The 16,292-nt window shown below is 73.1% G+C and carries 18 protein-coding genes; 9 read left to right on the top strand and 9 right to left on the bottom strand.

Annotated elements, in window-relative coordinates; all coding sequences use genetic code 11:
- Nucleotides 1–17: 17 nt before the first annotated feature.
- Nucleotides 18–896 (bottom strand): SDR family oxidoreductase, encoded by an 879-nt coding sequence (locus ACZ7KX_RS26275; protein ID WP_470328609.1) that lies wholly within the window; start codon nucleotides 894–896, stop codon nucleotides 18–20.
- A gap of 84 nt (nucleotides 897–980) precedes the next feature.
- Here ACZ7KX_RS26275 and ACZ7KX_RS26270 point away from each other — a divergent pair, with 84 nt between their 5' ends.
- Nucleotides 981–1,556, top strand: coding sequence for a TetR/AcrR family transcriptional regulator (locus ACZ7KX_RS26270; RefSeq protein ID WP_470328608.1), 576 nt, complete (start codon nucleotides 981–983; stop codon nucleotides 1,554–1,556).
- Nucleotides 1,557–1,929: 373 nt separating this feature from the next.
- Here the strand turns inward: ACZ7KX_RS26270 and ACZ7KX_RS26265 are convergent, their stop codons facing one another.
- Nucleotides 1,930–2,793 carry an SCO6745 family protein gene (locus tag ACZ7KX_RS26265; protein ID WP_470328607.1) on the bottom strand — a complete coding sequence of 288 codons (864 nt, stop codon included), beginning with the start codon at nucleotides 2,791–2,793 and terminating at the stop codon, nucleotides 1,930–1,932.
- Nucleotides 2,794–2,852: 59 nt separating this feature from the next.
- A complete protein-coding gene (locus ACZ7KX_RS26260) occupies nucleotides 2,853–3,557 on the bottom strand; it encodes a GntR family transcriptional regulator (RefSeq protein WP_470328606.1) in 705 nt (234 codons plus the stop codon).
- Nucleotides 3,558–3,932: 375 nt separating this feature from the next.
- On the opposite strand from ACZ7KX_RS26260, the gene ACZ7KX_RS26255 reads away from it, so the two are divergent.
- Nucleotides 3,933–4,490 (top strand): DUF3291 domain-containing protein, encoded by a 558-nt coding sequence (locus ACZ7KX_RS26255; protein WP_470328605.1) that lies wholly within the window; start codon nucleotides 3,933–3,935, stop codon nucleotides 4,488–4,490.
- A gap of 67 nt (nucleotides 4,491–4,557) precedes the next feature.
- On the opposite strand, the gene ACZ7KX_RS26250 is transcribed toward ACZ7KX_RS26255, so the two are convergent.
- Nucleotides 4,558–5,244, bottom strand: a complete 687-nt coding sequence (locus ACZ7KX_RS26250; RefSeq protein WP_470328604.1) for a TetR/AcrR family transcriptional regulator — start codon at nucleotides 5,242–5,244, stop codon at nucleotides 4,558–4,560.
- A gap of 138 nt (nucleotides 5,245–5,382) precedes the next feature.
- Between ACZ7KX_RS26250 and ACZ7KX_RS26245 the strand changes: the two genes are divergently transcribed.
- Nucleotides 5,383–5,808, top strand: coding sequence for a nuclear transport factor 2 family protein (locus tag ACZ7KX_RS26245; RefSeq protein ID WP_470328664.1), 426 nt, complete (start codon nucleotides 5,383–5,385; stop codon nucleotides 5,806–5,808).
- Nucleotides 5,808–6,725: an NmrA family NAD(P)-binding protein gene (locus tag ACZ7KX_RS26240; protein ID WP_470328603.1), complete on the top strand. Its 918-nt coding sequence runs from the start codon at nucleotides 5,808–5,810 to the stop codon at nucleotides 6,723–6,725. The genes ACZ7KX_RS26245 and ACZ7KX_RS26240 overlap by 1 nt, the downstream gene beginning before the upstream one ends.
- Nucleotides 6,726–6,817: 92 nt before the next feature.
- Here the strand turns inward: ACZ7KX_RS26240 and ACZ7KX_RS26235 are convergent, their stop codons facing one another.
- Nucleotides 6,818–7,489 (bottom strand): TetR/AcrR family transcriptional regulator C-terminal domain-containing protein, encoded by a 672-nt coding sequence (locus tag ACZ7KX_RS26235; RefSeq protein ID WP_470328602.1) that lies wholly within the window; start codon nucleotides 7,487–7,489, stop codon nucleotides 6,818–6,820.
- A 127-nt stretch (nucleotides 7,490–7,616) separates the two neighbouring features.
- Between ACZ7KX_RS26235 and ACZ7KX_RS26230 the strand changes: the two genes are divergently transcribed.
- Together ACZ7KX_RS26230 and ACZ7KX_RS26225 are read left to right on the top strand one after the other, a co-directional pair.
- Nucleotides 7,617–8,066, top strand: a complete 450-nt coding sequence (locus ACZ7KX_RS26230; protein ID WP_470328601.1) for an ester cyclase — start codon at nucleotides 7,617–7,619, stop codon at nucleotides 8,064–8,066.
- A gap of 269 nt (nucleotides 8,067–8,335) precedes the next feature.
- On the top strand, nucleotides 8,336–9,808 hold the full coding sequence (locus ACZ7KX_RS26225; RefSeq protein WP_470328663.1) for a lipase family protein: 1,473 nt from the start codon (nucleotides 8,336–8,338) through the stop codon (nucleotides 9,806–9,808).
- A gap of 200 nt (nucleotides 9,809–10,008) precedes the next feature.
- Here the strand turns inward: ACZ7KX_RS26225 and ACZ7KX_RS26220 are convergent, their stop codons facing one another.
- Together ACZ7KX_RS26220 and ACZ7KX_RS26215 are read right to left on the bottom strand one after the other, a co-directional pair.
- Entirely contained in the window at nucleotides 10,009–10,332 is a 324-nt protein-coding gene (locus ACZ7KX_RS26220; protein ID WP_350524140.1) for a hypothetical protein, read from the bottom strand.
- Between the two features lie 272 nt (nucleotides 10,333–10,604).
- Entirely contained in the window at nucleotides 10,605–11,177 is a 573-nt protein-coding gene (locus ACZ7KX_RS26215) for an NADPH-dependent FMN reductase (RefSeq protein ID WP_470328600.1), read from the bottom strand.
- 185 nt (nucleotides 11,178–11,362) lie between these two features.
- Between ACZ7KX_RS26215 and ACZ7KX_RS26210 the strand changes: the two genes are divergently transcribed.
- The 3 genes from ACZ7KX_RS26210 to ACZ7KX_RS26200 all read left to right on the top strand — a co-directional run bounded on the left by ACZ7KX_RS26210 (nucleotide 11,363) and on the right by ACZ7KX_RS26200 (nucleotide 14,255).
- Nucleotides 11,363–12,256: a pirin family protein gene (locus tag ACZ7KX_RS26210; protein WP_470328599.1), complete on the top strand. Its 894-nt coding sequence runs from the start codon at nucleotides 11,363–11,365 to the stop codon at nucleotides 12,254–12,256.
- Complete coding sequence (locus tag ACZ7KX_RS26205; RefSeq protein WP_470328598.1) at nucleotides 12,253–13,416, top strand: MFS transporter; 1,164 nt, start codon at nucleotides 12,253–12,255, stop codon at nucleotides 13,414–13,416. Before ACZ7KX_RS26210 ends, ACZ7KX_RS26205 begins: the two co-directional genes overlap by 4 nt.
- Nucleotides 13,417–13,580: 164 nt before the next feature.
- Entirely contained in the window at nucleotides 13,581–14,255 is a 675-nt protein-coding gene (locus ACZ7KX_RS26200; protein WP_470328597.1) for a TetR/AcrR family transcriptional regulator, read from the top strand.
- On the opposite strand, the gene ACZ7KX_RS26195 is transcribed toward ACZ7KX_RS26200, so the two are convergent.
- Both ACZ7KX_RS26195 and ACZ7KX_RS26190 read right to left on the bottom strand, forming a co-directional pair.
- Nucleotides 14,206–15,783, bottom strand: coding sequence for an amino acid permease (locus ACZ7KX_RS26195; protein WP_470328596.1), 1,578 nt, complete (start codon nucleotides 15,781–15,783; stop codon nucleotides 14,206–14,208). The two genes, ACZ7KX_RS26200 and ACZ7KX_RS26195, sit on opposite strands and share 50 nt — an antisense overlap.
- Nucleotides 15,784–16,000: 217 nt before the next feature.
- On the bottom strand, nucleotides 16,001–16,258 hold the full coding sequence (locus ACZ7KX_RS26190; RefSeq protein ID WP_470328595.1) for a hypothetical protein: 258 nt from the start codon (nucleotides 16,256–16,258) through the stop codon (nucleotides 16,001–16,003).
- Nucleotides 16,259–16,292: the final 34 nt, after the last annotated feature.

The following is a 16,292-nucleotide window of genomic DNA, read 5'->3' as shown; positions in this document are numbered from 1 at the left end:
GCGCGGGGCGGCCGTGGTCAGCGGAAGTAGTGGCCCTTGCCGAGGTCCTCGACGAGGCCCGGCCCGGACGGGCGCCAGTCGAGCAGTTCGCGGGTGAGGGCGCTGGAGGCGGGCTGGTCGACGGCCAGGATCCGGCCCAGGAAGCCGAAGTCCTCGGCGGGGACGGAGGCCGTCGGCAGGCCCAGGTGTCGGCCGATCGTCTCGGCGATCTCCCGGACCGGTACGCCCTCGTCGGCGACGGCGTGCAGCACCGAGCCGGCCGGGGCCTGCTCCAGTGCGAGCCGGTACAGGCGGGCGGCGTCCCGTACGTGCACGGCAGGCCAGCGGCTGGTCCCGTCGCCGACGTAGCCGGAGACGCCCTTCTCCCGGGCCGCCGTGACCAGTTGGGCGATGAAACCGCCGTCGCCCTCGCCGTGCACGGTCCGCGGCAGTCGCACGACGGACGGGCGGACGCCGCGGGTCGCCGAGTCGAGGGCGGCCTTGGCGTTCGCGTCCCGGCCGGCGCCGGGTGAGCCCGGGGCGGAGGTGTCGTGCTCGGTCGCGACCCGTCCGGGCACCGCGGTGGTGCCGCCGGTGACGACCAGGGGCTTGCCGGAGCCTTCCAGCGCGGCGGCCAGCGTCTCGATGGCGCGGGCGTCGGTCTGCACGGAGGCGTCGAACCGGCTGAAGTCGTGGATGAACGCGAGGTGGATGACTGCGTCGCAGTCGGTCGCCCCGGCCTTGAGGGCGTCCAGGTCCTCCAGGTCACCGCGGAGCACCTCGGCTCCGGCGGCGGTGATGGCGGCGGCGGACCTGTCGGACCTGGCGAGCCCGAGGACCTCATGGCCTGCGCCGATGAGTTCGGGGACGACGGCCGAGCCGATCCAGCCTGACGCGCCCGTGACGAAAACCCGCATGGCGGTGCCTCCAGATGTGTGATGACAGGTTCTGTCATCACCCTACATGTGATGACAGGGCCTGTCATCACGTAGGATCGCGGCATGGGTCGATGGGAGCCGAACGCGCGAGGCCGGCTGGCACAGGCAGCACTGGAGCTCTACGCCGAGCAGGGATACGAGCGGACCACCGTCGGGGAGATCACCGCACGGGCCGGACTGACCGAGCGCACCTTCTACCGGCACTACACGGACAAGCGCGAAGTGCTGTTCTTCGGCACGGAGACGGTGAAGGAGCTCCTCGCCCGGTCCGTCGCCGACGCGCCGGCCGAGGCGACCGCGATGGATGCGGTGGGCGCCGCGCTCGAAGCCCTGGCGGCCCGGCTCCAGGAGAACTCCGAGCAGGTCAGGCTGCGGGACGCGATCGTGTCGGCCAACGCGGAACTGAGGGAACGCGAACTGATCAAGCTTGCCGGTCTCGCCGACGCGATGACCGACGCACTGCGCGAGCGCGGCACCCCCGAGCCGGCCGCGCGCCTGGCCGCCGAGACCGGGATCGCCCTGTTCAAGGTCGCCTTCGCGCGCTGGATCGACGGGCCGGACCAGTCGGCCCTGCCGGGCGTGCTCCGGGCCTCGACGCAGGAACTGTGGAACGTGCTCGCGGAACGCACACCCGCCTGAGCCGTCCCTCGGCGCGCGCCGCCACGGTGCCGCGTTGTCGCTGGACCGGGCGCTCGAAGTGAAGGTACGACCAACTCGCCTTCGGCATGGGCTTCGCGGACGCTCGGGACCTGCTCGACTCGTCTTCGTCAGCGACCTCGTCGGCTCGGGCGTCGAGTGGCGAACGACCAACGGGCTCAGCGACGAGGACACCCTCAAGGCTCTCAGGACGGTCCAACGGAAACTGGCCAGGACCGTGAGCGCCTACGACGGAAAGCGCCCGAGCGAGTAGCCGGGACTGCCACCTCGCCCCGACCGCTCACGACGCAACCGGGGCCGGGCCGGGCCGGGGGCCGTGGCTGGCGCGAGGGCCCCCGGCTCCCGGCCCCCGTTCTCAGCCCCTGCCGAAGTGCACCGCGGGGAAGGCGCCCGCTGCCCTGAGGGCCCCGGAGAATCCACCGGCCAGTTCGGTGAGGCGTGCCGTGGCGGCCGGGCCGAGGTGGTCGTACGGGGCGGCGTCGAGGCGGTCGGTGAGTGCCTCGGTCTCCTCGCGCAGGGCCGCGCCGGCCCGCGTGAGGTCGCCTTCCTCGTCCAGCAGGCCGCGCTCGCGCAACCGGTCCCGGGCGGCGTCCCACTGCTGCGCGGACCACCCGCGGGTCCGCATGAACAGTGCCGAAGTCGGCGCCGTGCCGGTGGCGTTGTGCAGCACCAGCGCCTCGATGCCGGACAGGCCGGCGACCGCCAGGGCGGCGAGGTGACCGTCACCCCGGTGCTCGCGCAGCAGCGTCGCGGCGTGCCACAGGGCCAGGTGCGGCTCCTCGGGTACGGGGAGGCCGGCGTTGGCGGCGTACAGCGGCCTGGCCTCCCGGCGGCAGGCTTCGGTGGCGTGCAGCGCCAGTTCGGCCGTCTCGGTCATCTCCGCGGACGTGAGGGCGTCCTTCCCGAGTAACCGCTGCAGCGTCCGGCCCGCGCCGCGCAGCCGTGCCGCGAGCACCTCCGCCGGTGTGGTCACCGTCCACGCAGCGGGGATGTGCCGCTGCACGTGCTCGTGGTTGAAGTTGTAGAACGTCGCGGTGACGGTGCCCGCGTCGACGGCCCCGAGCGGTGCCGCACGGCTCGCGAGGTAGACCATGGCTCCGCGTTCCAGCCCGAGTGCGGCGAGTTCGTCCTGCGGCTCGGGTGCGAAGTAGACCGATGCGTGCAGGGGGTTGACGGCGTTGTGGCAGCGGCGGCCCGTGCCCGCCTCGAAGGAAGTCATGCGGTGGCTCCGGTGTCGGTGGATCGGGTGCGGTGGTGCGGCCGGGTGGGCGAGGCGCATCAGGCTTCGTCCGCGGGCTCGTGGTGGGGGCAGTCGGTCAGTCCGGCCGCGGTCCGGGTGAGGTGCCGGGTCAGGACCTCGGCTGCGGTGTCGGCGTCTCGGGCGAGGGCGGCCTCCTCCAGGCGGCGGTGTTCCAGGAGGCCGTCCCGGTCGGGGTTGCGGTGCGCCGACCAGCGGCGGGCCAGTTCGCTCGCGGTCCACAGCCGGTCGAAGGTCTCCAGCAGGACGAGGTTGCCGCACCCTTCCAGCAGGGTGCGGTGGAAGAGGCGGTGGGCCTCGGCCCAGGCGCTGCTGTAGTGCTTGCCCTCCTCCGGCACGTACGCCGGGGTGCGGGCCAGGCGGTGGTGGGCGGCCCGTACGCGGGCTTCCCAGTCCACGTCGCCGCGTTCGACGGACATGCGCAGCATGACCGGTTCGATGGCCCGGCGGGCTTCCGTGATCTCCTGCCAGCGGCGGTCGGAGAAGGCCGGGACGGCGAAGCCGCGGTTGGGCAGCCGGTCGGCGAGGCCCTCGCCGACCACCCGCACGAGCGCCTCACGTACGACGGCCAGGCTCACGCCCTGCTCCTTGGCGAGCTCCTGGGGTCTGAGGGCGTCACCGGGGGCGTGGTCCCCGCGCATGATCGCGTCCCGCAGGTGTGCGTAGACCTGCTCGGAGAGCATCTGCTTGCCCGCCGGGGGCGAGCTGTGGGTCGTCTGGGTCATGGCTGCATGATAGATGATCAGATGGATAATCGATTATCAATTACATGGTCGATCCCCGGCGACCGGTGGCACCTGACGGATGTTCACGGTGGTTCCCGGGGCCCCGGGGCGAGGGGCGGCGCCACCGTGTCGGTTCCCGTCATGGGCCTGCGCAAGAAGCCACTCGGGCAAGGAAAACGCAACTTCGACAGGAAGCCGCCGGGGCGGCTACCTTCGCCTCTCCGTCGGTGGCCGCCCACGGCGCACAGGGGGTTCCTCCAGGCCGGGTCGCCCGCGACGGGCGGAGTTCGTCATGCCTGCCTCCACGAACCCTCGCTCCGTGCAGAAGCCACCGAATCGGGTCCGCACCAGGCAGCCCCAACCAAGGAGAGATGCATGTCCCGTCTTGCTCTGTACACGTTCGGCGTCCTGAAGTCACCCCTTGCCGATCCCGCACCTCTCACGCGCGAGTTCTACGACATCGGCGGGGTCGTCTACCGGAAGATCGCCCAGCACCCCGGATACCTCGGGCACGCCGAAGCGACGGACGGCGCCCCGGGAGAGTTCTTCGAGGCGGACTGGGGTGCCTGGGGAGAGTTTGCCGTACCGGCCTGGTACGACAAGGGCCGTACGGCGGACACCACCGCCCTGGCCACGACCCTCTCGGTCTGGACCGACCTGCGCTCCGCCCTCGACGCCGTCTACACCGGCCTGCACCGCGAGGCGCTGAACAGGCGTTACGACTGGTTCGAGCGGTCGGGGCACCCGAAATACGTCTTCTGGTGGGTCTCCGACGGCGCGATACCCACCTGGCGGGACGGGGTTTCCAGGCTGGAGCACCTCCACGACCACAGCCCCGCGCCGCACGCCTTCACCTTCCACCACCCGTTCGCCCCGGACGGAACTCCGGCGGGGACCAAGGGCATCGGGCCGACGAGCGATCAGGACCACTGACGCGGACGCCTGAACGACGGGTTTCGCTGTCACGCGCTTGGCACGGATGAGCCACTCACTCACTCACTCACTCACCCACCGGCCCGTACCCCGGCTGCGAGCCGGTGCCGAGCAGGCGGCCGGTGAACTCCGCGAGCCGGGAGCGGAGTTCGTCCCGGGAGGTGTGCTTCTCGCCGGCCAGGTGCTCGACCAGGTCGGCGCGGGTGGCCGCCAGGAGGGCGTGGGCGGTGAAGTCGCTCCCGGCCGCGGCGGGGGTCCGCAGCAGCAGGTCCCGGAGCATGGCGTGCCACCGGTCGTAGTGCTCCGTCCGGTAGGGGCTGTCGGCTCCGGTGCCCTCCAGTGCCAGCGCGAGGTGGCGGTTGTCGAACTTGAAGCACAGGAGGGCGTCGAGCAGGGCCGGGACGCGCTCCAGGGGCGGGGCGGCGGGCCCCAGCGGCGGCGGGCCGTGCTCGACGGCCTCCATGAGCGGCGCCAGGCGCGTCCCGTAGAGCGCCCGGATCAGGCCCGTGCGGTCGCCGAAGGCGCGGAAGAGCGTGCCCTTTCCGACGCCGGCCTCGGCGGCGATGTCGGACATGGTGACCTCCTCGGGGCTGCGGGAGGCGGTGAAGAGCCTGTCGGCGGCCGCGAGGGCGGCTGCCCGGTTGCGGACCGCGTCCTTCCGGGGCTTCCGTTCGCCCGGAGTGCCGGGTGCACCCGCGGCTTCGGGCGCGGCGGGATCCGGTGCGGACGCAGGTGCAGGCGCGGATTCGGGCATGGGCGGGCTACCTCCGATTGCAATACGGACCGGCGGTCCGTATCTTTCATTGAAGCGGACCACTGGTCCGTATCGTACGGGACGGAGACACGTATGCCCGAGACACCCATGCCGGAGAATCCCTCGCCCGAGGCGCCCATGCCCGAGAATCCCTCGCCCGTACAGTTGTTCCGCCACGGCCTTCGGCTGCTGTTGGCCGGGGACGCCCCCGGCTGGGTCGGCCTGTGGGCCGAGGACGGCGTCATGGAGTTCCCGTTCGCCCCGCCCGGGTGGCCGCGGCGGTTGGACGGGCGGGAGGCCGTCGCCGCCTACATGCGCGACTACCCCGACCACATCGAACTGCACGACTTCCCGGAGGTGCAGGTCCACCGGACGACCGACCCCGCGACCGTCGTCGTGGAGATGCGCGGGGTGGGTCGGCTCGTCCGGACCGGAGACCCCTTCGACATGTCCTACATCGCCGTCGTGACCGTCCGGGACGGGCGGTTCACCTCCTACCGCGACTACTGGAACCCCCTCGCCGTCCGGCAGCCGGGCCTGGACTTCACCGGGAGCGCCGCCTGATGACGGACACCACGACCGCCCCGGCCACCGGCACCACCGGCGCAGCCCCGGCCGTCGGGACCGTCCTGGTCACCGGCGCCACCGGCACGACCGGCAGCCGGACGGCCGCGCGGCTGCTCGCCGCCGGACACCGCGTCAGGGCGGCCAGCCGGCGGGTCGCTGAACCCTCCGGGGCGTCCGCGACCGAACCCGCCGGTGCGGAGCCGGTGCGCTTCGACTGGTACGACCCCGTCACCTTCGACGAGGCCCTGGCCGGAGCCGAGCGCGTGTACCTCGTCCCGCCCGTCGGCGAGCCCGACCCGGCCGCGGTCATGCTGCCCTTCCTGCGCCGCGCCCGCACCGCCGGGGTGCGCCGCGCAGTGCTCCTCAGCTCCTCGGCCGTGCCCGAGGGCGGGCCGGCCGTGGGCGTCGTCCACCGGGCCCTGCCGGGGCTGTTCGACGAGTGGGCGGTGCTGCGCCCCTCCTGGTTCATGCAGAACTTCACCGGCGAGCACCTGCACGCCCGCAGCATCCGCGAGGACGGCACGATCCTCACCGCGGCCGGGGCCGGCCGGATCGGCTTCGTCGATGCCGACGACATCGCCGCCGTCGCCGTGCACGCCCTCACCGGCGACCCCGCGCCCAACGCGGACCTCATCCTGACGGGCCCGGACGCACTCACCCACGACGACATCGCCGCGATCGCCGCGGAGGTCACCGGCCGTCCGGTGGTCCACCGCAGCCTGACGCACGAGGAACTGCGCGACCGCCTCGCCGCCCTGATGCCGGCGGAGTTCGCCGGGTTGCTCGCCGACATGGACCGGGCCATCGCGGAGGGGGCCGAGGACCGGACCACCGACACCGTCCGACGCGTCACCGGCCGCCCGCCGCACGGCTTCCGGCAGGTCGCCGAACGGGAGCTGCGCCCCGGCCGATGACCCGCACCGGCCCCTGGTGTCCCCGACCCGCCCGGAGGAATGGACGGCCCGGGCGGCGCTCCGGTGGCGCCGGCCGTGCCTCAGCCCGAGCCTCAGTCCGAGCGCAGCGCGTCGAAGCCGAGCAGCAGGGCGTCGAGTGCGAAGGCGAACCGTTCGGCGTCGTCCGTGCCGGTCCCCTCGGTCGCGGCGCGGATCAGCAGCGGGTACCGCTCCGCGTCGAGCGCGGCCAGCCAGTCGGCGCCACCGGCCTCGTCGGCTCCGACCACGATCCGGGCCTCCGCTGTCGCGTGGCCGATCACGAACACGGCAAGGGAGTTGAGAGCGTGCAGGGCGCGGCCGAGCGGGAAGCCGCCGGCCGTGAGCAGGTGTAGAAGGGCTTCGAGGTCGTCGAGGGTGGCCGGGGTGACGGCGGGCCGGGAGGTGGCCAGCGGGAGCACGGCCGGGTGCCGTAGCAGGCCCTCGCGCAGGGCGGTGGCGTACGCGTGCAGCGCCGTGCGCCAGTCGGCCGAGCCGTCCAGGGCGGGGGTCGCCGCCGTGAACACCTGCTCCACCAGGCCGTCCAGCAGGGCGTCCTTGTTGGGCACGTAGTGGTAGAGGGTCATCGCCTCCACGCCCAGCTCCTGGCCGAGCGAACGCATCGTCAGGCCCTTGAGCCCGTCCCGGTCGACCAGGCCGAGCGCCGCGTCGAGGATCTGCTGCCTGCTCAGCCCGACCCGCTCGCCCCGGCCGCGCCTGGGCGTCTGACGTTCCGCGATCTCTGCCATCTCCGCCGTCTCCGTCATCCGCTCCTCCGCCTCCCCGCACGGGCTTGACTTTCTTACAGCATAAGAGAACACTCGTCCCCACCGAAACTTACGACGTAAGAAACAAGCTGCCGCAGGGGGAACCACGATGTCGACCACCACTACCACCACCAACAAGCAGGTCATCCGCGACTTCGTCGCCGCGCTCAACGACCGCTCCGGCGAGGGCTGGGTGCAGCTGCTCTCCCCGTCGGTCATCGACCACAACAAGATCATCTTTGGTGAGGAGGACGCCCCCGGCGCCGCCATCGAGGGCTTCCGCCTCCAGCTGGCCGCCTTCAGCACCGAGGCCGAGGGCGACGGCTTCCACATCGAGCAGCTCATCGCCGAGGACGACGAGGTCGTCGCCCGGCTGCGGGTGGCCGGTGTGCACACGGGCCACCACGCCCGGATGCCCGAGCCGACCCACCGCCGCTGCGACGTCGAGCAGATCTGGATCTTCACCGTGCGCGCCGGCCGGATCGTCGAGATCCGCGCCGTGAGCGACCGCCTCGGCATGTTCATCCAGCTCGGCTGGGACTGGCCGACCACGGACTGACACGACCCCGGTGCCCGGCCTGCGAGCCCGAGGGGCGCGGTGCGGCATCCGGATGTCGCGGCTGGTGATCGGGTGGTGATCGGCGTGCGCTCCCGCGCCTCGATCCGGGCGACGCTGCGCGCCCGGTGGAATGACGTCCCGTGTCCGGGCACATCGTCAGGCGCTCGCGGCGGAAACCAGATGGAGCCTCCCCGACCGGTGGGGCATTCCATTCCCAGGGAGTACGCATGCCGACGGAACAGAGCACGGCAACCATGCCCCAAGTGGCCATGACACTGGCGGCGATCGCGGCGACCGCGGCCACCCCGCGTCCGTCGGGCGAGACGACGGCGGAGCAGCAGAGCAGGGCCTTCCAGGGCGTCGGCCGGCAGTTGGCCGAGCCTTCGCTCGCGACGGGGGGCGACTGGAGCCTGCAGTGGCTGGCACTGAGCCCGGACAACGCGAACATGGCGTACCTGGCCGCGAGCCGTTCCGCCAATGCGTTCGCCGTGGTGCTGCGCGGCACGGTCGCCAACGTCACCGACCTGCTGGAGGACCTCGACGTGGGCACGGTGGTGCCGTTCACCGCCGTCGGCTCGCCACACTCCCCGGTGTCCGTCTCCAAGGGCGCGATGGAGGCGTTCAACCAGGTCGTCACCATGACCTCGGCGGGCAACACCCTGGTGGAGGCGCTCGCCGAGGCCATCGCGGCGGCCGCACAGACCCCCTCCGTCTACGTGATCGGCCACAGTCTGGGCGGCTGCATCGCCACCATGGTCGCGCCCTACCTGCAGGCGCAGACCTGGCAGAACGTCACCCCGCGGTTCGGTCTCTACACCTTCGCCGCCCCGACCGCCGGGGGTTCCGACTTCGCGACGTACGTCGACTCCCTGAGCTGGGTCGCCAACGAGCGCTACTACAACACCTGGGACCTGGTGCCGCAGGCCTGGACGAACCTTGACGCCGCCAAGAAGTGGTACCCGGATCCGCCCGGCCCGGCGGCGAACGACGACGTCGACGCCGTCATCACGGCGATCGCCTCCCTGCCCGGCCCCCACGGCTACGCCCAGCCGGGCAACGCCAACCCGCTGCACCCGGACTACCAGAGCGACTACGACCCGGTCATGGTCAAGAAGTCGCTCCAGGACTTCATGGGCCAGGTCGCCTTCCAGCACGCCAACTCCACCTACCTGGGTCTGCTCGGTGCCCCCGACGTGCTGCCGGGCCCGGTGGTGCGGGCCATCTCCGCCAATGTCGGCGAGGGCGGCAGCGCGGTCGTCGTCGCCGGTACCGGGTTCGGCCCGGGCACGGCGGTCGACTTCGGCACGGTCCCGTGCCAGGACCCGGTCGTCAGCAGCGACGGCACCGCGGTCAGCGTCCCCGCACCTCCCGGTGTCGGCGTGGTCGACGTCCGGGTCACCAACGACCTCGGGACCTCGCCGGCCGTCCCCTTCGGCCAGTTCGCCTACGGCGGCCCCGCCCCGGTGATCGTCACCGGCCTGAGCGCGGACAGCGGCCGCAAGGGCGACTCCGTCACCATCACCGGCGTCAACTTCGGCTCCGACGCGAAGGTCTTCTTCGGTACGAACCCCTCCCCGTCCGTCCAGGTCATGCGCACCGGCGCGCCCAGCGAGCTCGTCGCCACCGTGCCCGCCCCGACCATCGGCATCGGCAAGCCCAGCACCATCGACGTCACCGTGCTGTCGAACGGCTACTCGTCCCCGACCGGCCCGGCGGTCGAGTTCACCTACAAGGGACTGTGAGACCGGCTTCGTGATCACCCCGCCGCCGGCGTGGCCGCCGGCGGTCCGGCCGCCGGGAGGGCCGGTTCTCCGCATCGGCCGGGCTGCGGGGTGGTGGGGCGGGCCGGATGATCCCGTACGGCGGCCCGCGTCACGAGGTCTTCGCGCGCTGCGAGTCGACCGGTGTTGGGGTGCGGGCCGCGCGGCTGACCCGCGTCGACTCAGATGAAGGTGATGACGAGCACGGTGGCCGCCAGCAGGAGGACGACCGTCAACGCCGGTGCACCGGGACGTCCGTCGGGCTCGGAGGTGATGGCGATCCAGGAGACGAGGGGGACGGCGAGCGACAGGAAGATCGCCAGCCATCCCACGACATCGGTGGGGACCCCGGCGACCATGGCTCCCCAGACCGTCGTGAACATCACGGCCAGCCAGGCCGTGGCGGTCAGCATCGCCCAGGCAGCGCGTGCGGTCCACCGCTCGACCCGGTCGGCCGCGCGGAAGTTGGTGCGGGTCGTCGTCCAGATCCGAGTCAGGTTCGTCACCGGAACATCCTGTCGAACAACACCGCCGGGCGCCACGAGCGGGCGCGGATCGCCGGAGGTGGTCGGGTGTTCGTTGCGGCGGGCACCGCAGGCGTGGCGAAGCCCCGCCGGGTTCGGCGGGGCTTCGAGCCGCGTGGGGGCGGCGGGCATCGGGGTGCGGTGCGGTGCGGTGCGTTGTGGTGCCCGGGTGGGGCCGGGCAGTCGGGCGGGTGGCCCGGGGACCGCTTCAGGTGCCGGTGGGGCCGACGGCGTCGGACGTCGGGCGTCGGACGTCAGGCGCGGGCGGCGTCGATCTTGCCCTGGAGGGCGGTGAGCAGGTCCTTGAGGATGCCGACGGTGCCCTCGTCGATCAGCTCGCCCTCGCCGTCGAAGCGCTCGTGCGAGCGGAAGGCGACCAGTTCGGGCTTGACCACGACGTCGCTGTCGGTCCAGACGAAGACCTGGCGCAGCGCCAGCTGGGCGCGGACCGAGCCGAAGTTGGTGGGCGCGGCGCCCATGATCGCGGTGGGCTTGCGGTGCAGCGGCAGGCCCTCGGTCTTGCTCCAGTCGGTGCTCAGCCAGTCCAGGGCGTTCTTCAGGACGCCGGGGATCGAGTAGTTGAACTCGGGGGTCGCGATCAGCAGTCCGTCCGCGTCGAGCACCTTGCGGCGCAGCTCCTCGACGACGGCCGGGCGCAGGCCGGGGTGGTCGAGGTCGTAGTCGTACGGCGGGATGTCGCGCAGGCCGTCGTAGATCTCGATCTCCATGCCGGCCGGGTTGAACTTCCGGGCGGCGCGCAGCAGTGCGGTGTTGTGGGAGTCGGCGCGCAGCGAGCCGGAGAGGGCGAAGACCTTGGACGCGGTCATGGCGGTGTTCCTTTGCTGGTGGGTGCGGTGGGTGCGCAGGGGTGCGGGTGGCGGCCTGCCCGGTGCGGGTCGGCTGCGGGGCCGGCGGTCGTTCCGACGCCGAGGAATCTAAACCGTTCAGTTCAATGCGTCAACCATACGGTTCAGTCTTGACTATGAACTGAATCGTGTAGTTCAGTTGCGGCATGACGACGACCCAGCTCGCCGCGGCCCAGGCCGCCCCCGTCCGTTCGACCGCCACCGTCATCGATCCCGTGCACACCTTCGAGGGCGCCGGCTTCCCCGTCCGCCGCCCGTTCCCGGTGGCCGAGCTCCCGATGCTCGACCCGTTCCTGATGGTCGACCAGACCGGTCCGCTGCTGCTCGCCCCCGGGGAGGCCAAGGGTGCCCCCGCCCACCCGCACCGCGGTTTCGAGGCGGTCTCCTACCTCATCGAGGGCTCGATGGACTGGGCCGACTCGACCGGCCGGCGCGGCACCAGCGTCGCCGGCGAGGTCGAGTGGCTCACCGCCGGCGCCGGAATCGTCCACTCCAACGAGCCGACCGCCGAACTGCTCGCCCACGGCGGTCGCCAGCACATGCTCCAGATCTGGGTGAACCTGCCCGCCCGGCTGAAGGACCTCCCGGCCCGCAGCCAGAACCAGGGGCCCGACACCATCCCGGTGGTGCACACCGAGGACGGCAGTCGGGTCAAGGTGATCGCGGGCCGCAGCCACGGCGTGGCCGGGCCGTTCGAGACCCACGTGCCGGTCCTGCTCGCGCACGCCGTGCTGCCCGCCGGCGGGCAGGTCGAGTTCACCGTGCCGGTCGGCCACAACGCCGCCGTCTACGTGCTCTCCGGCGCCGTCGAACTGCCCGACGCGCCGCTGGCGGACGGCCGGCTCGCGGTGCTGGCGCACGACGGCGAGCGGATCGCCGTCGCCGCGCCGGACGGCCCGGCCGAGGTGCTGGTCCTGGCCGGCGAGCCGATCGGCGAGCCGGTGGCCCGCGGCGGCCCGTTCGTGATGAACACTGCGGCCGAGCTGCGGCAGGCCCAACTCGACTTCTCGAACGGAAAGTTCGGGAGGATCCCGGAATGAGCCCGGGAGACACGGCAGCCGGGGCGGGCACGCTCCTGGTGGAGCCGTCGGCGGGCAGTGCCGGCCGGGGCGTACGGGGGTCGCTCCGGACCGGCCTGCTTCTCGCGGCGGTCGCCGCCCCGGGGGCGGCCGGGCTCTCCGGTCCGAGCCTCGTCCTGCCCGCCATCGCGCGGGAGGTGCACGTCGGCCTCGACTCCGCCGCCTGGCTGATGAGTGCCTACGGGCTCGGCATGATGCTCGGCACCCCCCTGCTCACCGGCACTGCCGGGCGACGCGGCCCGCGGGCGCTGCTGCTGGCCTCCGCGGGGGCGCTGCTGCTCGGCCTGCTGGTCACGCTCGCCGCCGGGGCGGCCCTCGGCCCGCTGGTCGCCGGGCGCGCTCTGACGGCGGTCGGAGCGGCCGGGTTCAACGTGGCCGCCTTCCAGATGGCCGCGCGCCAACCGGACGGACGCGCCTCCGGGGTCGTCGCGATCGGCAGCGCGGCGGGCGGTACCGCCGGGCTGTTCATCGGCGCGGCGGTGGCGGCCGGGCTGGGCTGGCGGGCCTGCCTGGTGCTGCCGGTGCTGACCCTGGCGGTGCTGCCGGCCGCCCTGCGCGGGTGCGGCGGACCGGAGCCTGCGCAGCGCGCGGGGGCGGATGCGGAGGCGGCGTGGCGCCCGTTCCTGGGCCTGGACGCCTTGGCGGTACGGAGGTTCCGGGCCGTCGCGGCGGTGATGCTGGTCCTGGCGACCGTCAACTTCGGCCTGGTGTACGCCGCGCCTCGGCGTGCTGCCGCGCTGACCGGATGGAGCGTCGTCGGGACCGGCGCCGTCGGCTCGCTCGCCACCCTGACCGGTGCACTGCTCTCCTGGTCACTGGTGCGCGCCGCGCCCCGGCTGGGCCTTCAGCGGACCACCGGCCTGCTGCTCGGCGTCTCGTTCGCCGCACTCGCGCTCGCTGCGCTCGGCCCCTGGGCACCGCTGGTGCTGCTCGGCGCCGGGGCCAGCGCCTGCGTCAACGCCGGCGGCCAGGGAATCCTGACCGGAGTCGCCGCCGAGGCGGTGGCGCCGCAGCGGCGGCCGGAGGCCATCGGGCTGTTCAACCTGGTGTTCCTGCTCGGAGCGGCGCTCGGTCCGCAGCTGGCGGCGCTCGGCGAGCGGATCGCAGGGCTGGGCCCGTAGTCCGCCGGGGGCCGGCCGGGTGCTGCCGGTTCTCCCGCACGCCGGCCGGAGCGCCGCCCGGGTCGCGTCCGGGACGGGCGCCAAGCGCCAGACGTAGGACCGAACCGTTCAGTTTCCTATACTGGCCCGTACCGTCTCCCCCGAGTACCCCGAGGAGCGCGCCGATGGCCGCCGACAGCCCCCAGCCGATCGACGAGTTCGGCATCCCGATCATCCCGAGCCCGGTCGACGCCGCCCAGCGGCGCCGGCAGGCGATCATCGACGCCGCGCTGGCCGAATTCCTCAAGGAGGGCTACTCCGCCGCCTCGATGGACGCCATCACCGCGCGGTCCGGCGTCTCGAAGGCAACCATCTACAAGCACTTCGGGAACAAGGAACGGCTCTTCCTCGCGGTGATCGGCGGCATACTGCCCACCACCTACGAAGACCTCAAGCCGTGGAACTCCACCATCGCCGAGGCCGACGACCTGCGCTCCGCGCTCATCACGCTCACCCTCGACTGGACCCGCATCCTGCTGCGCCCCGACATCATGTCGCTGCGCCGGCTGGTGATCGGCGAGATCGACCGCTTCCCGCAGCTCGGCCAGCTCTGGTACCGGGTCAGCTACGACATGAACAACGGCCCGCTGGTCGAGGCCTTCGCCGAACTGGACCGCCGCGGAGTGCTCGCGGTGGAGGATCCGGCGCTGGCCGTGCAGCAACTGGTCGCCTGCACCGTGGGCGTGCCGCAGCTGGTGCGGACGTTCAGCCCGGACGCCGAACTGGACGAGGCCGAGCTGCACCGGATGATCATCTCCGGGGTCGACCTGTTCCTGGCGCGGTACACACGGGAGCAGTGACCACGGCGACGGCGGGCCCGGCGGCCGGAGCGCCCGTCACGGTCGGAGCAGCGGCCGTCGGTACGGCGGCCGGACCGGCGTCCGGGCGGCGACGGCGCCGCCGCAGCCCGGCCACCAGCAGCAGTACCGCCGTCCACGCGCCGGTGCAGAGCACCTGGCTGCGGCTGCCCGGGTCGACCAGCATGAACACCAGCACCCCGGCCATCGCCGCCAGCGCCAGGCAGCCGCCCAGGAGCGGCAGGCCCCGCCTCGGGGCCGCCGGCTGCGGCCCGCACTCCTGCTCCGGCCCGCACTCCTGCTCCGGCCCGTGCCGCTCCCGCGCGTCCGTGTGCCGCTGCCGGCCGTGAAGCCGTAGGTGGGAGGCGGCGATCAGGATCCAGACCACCAGGATCGCCGCTCCGATCGAGTTCAGCAGGAACGGGAAGACGGTCCGTGGCCACACCAGGCTGAGCACCACCGACGCGAAGCCGAACGCGGCCGAGGCGAGCACGGCGCGGCCGGTGCCGGTCGGGGCGGTGGAGGCGCCGGGCGCGTCGGCCGAGCCGCCGACGCGTTCGGCCGGCCGGCCGCCGCGAGTGAGCAGGCGCGGGGCGTCGCCGCGGGCGGCGAGGGCGTGCAGCATTCGCGAGGAGCCGTAGATGTTGGCGTTCATCGCCGACAGCAGGGCCACCAGCACGACGGCGTTCATCAGCTGCGCCGCGCCCGGCACCCCGATCCGGCCGATCGCCGCCGCGTACGGGCCGTCGGCGACCGCGGGGTCGTCCCACGGCACCACGGCGACGATCACCGCCATCGAGCCGATGTAGAACAGCGCCACCCGCCACAGCACCGTGCGCACCGCCCGGCGCACCGCGCCCACCGGGTCCTCGCACTCGGCGGCGGCGATGGTCACCGTCTCCAGCCCGCCGTACGCGAACACCGCCGCGATGGTGCCCACCGCGACCCCGTGCCAGCCGTGCGGCAGCAGGCCGCCGTGCGCGGTCAGGTTCTCCGCGGCAGGTGTCCGGCCGGTGAGCACGGCGGCGGCGCCGAGCAGGATGAACGCGCAGATCGAGGCGACCTTCACCCCGGCGAACCAGAACTCCAGCTCGCCGAAGTGCCGCACACCCGCCAGGTTCGTCCCGGTGAACAGCGCCATGAACGCCGCCACCCACACCCAGGCCGGCACCTGCGGCAGCCATCCCGCCACGATCCGGGACGCCCCGATCGCCTCCGCGGCCACGCTCACCACCAGCAGCGCCCAGTACATCCAGCCGGCCAGCAGCCCGGCCCACGGCCCCCAGGCGCGGGTGGCGTGCGCGGCGAACGACCCGGAGCCGGGGTGGGTGGCGGACATCTCCCCGAGCATCCGCATGACCAGCACCGTGAGGACCCCGGCCACCGCGTACGACACCACGATCCCGGGCCCCGCCGCGGCGATCCCGACACCGGAGCCGACGAACAGCCCGGCTCCGATCGCACCGCCCAACGCGATCATGGCGATGTGGCGCTGTCTCAGCCCACGACTGACCGACCGGCCCTCGGACATCTCGGCTCCCCCGTTGTGAATTGACCGGGGGAGATCCTGTCCCCGACCACCCGTCATGATCAAGTCCTCGGACCGGTCCGATCGAAGCGTGGACACCCGCCGACCGGAGTGCGGGACGGCTGTCGGGGGGTGGGCGCGGGCTCGGACTCGGCCTCGACCCCGCCGTGCCGGCGGGCAATGCTCCGTACAACTGCTCGGCGTCCTCCGGCCGTTGGGGTCAGGCGTCGGGCCTGGCGGCGTGGATGGCCCTGAGTGTGTCGCAGACCTGGGCGGTGACGCTGAGCAGAACAACGGCGGCGATCAGGTAGTGGTCGTGCGGGGTCCTGGAGCTGATCAGTGCCGCGGTTGCGATGGGGGAGACCGGCGCCCAGCGCAGGTCGGGCCGCGGCAGCCGCCGGCCGGCGGAGGTGTACCGCGTCCGGAGACGAGGGCGGGGCCGGAGGCGGGGGCGGGCTTCGGCGCTGGGGGTGTTCACGGGCGCTCCTCGCGGTGTCCGGTGCGGCCGTCCC

The organism is Kitasatospora sp. NPDC038210 (assembly GCF_055600605.1).
This window is presented reverse-complemented; position numbering and strand designations above follow the sequence as displayed.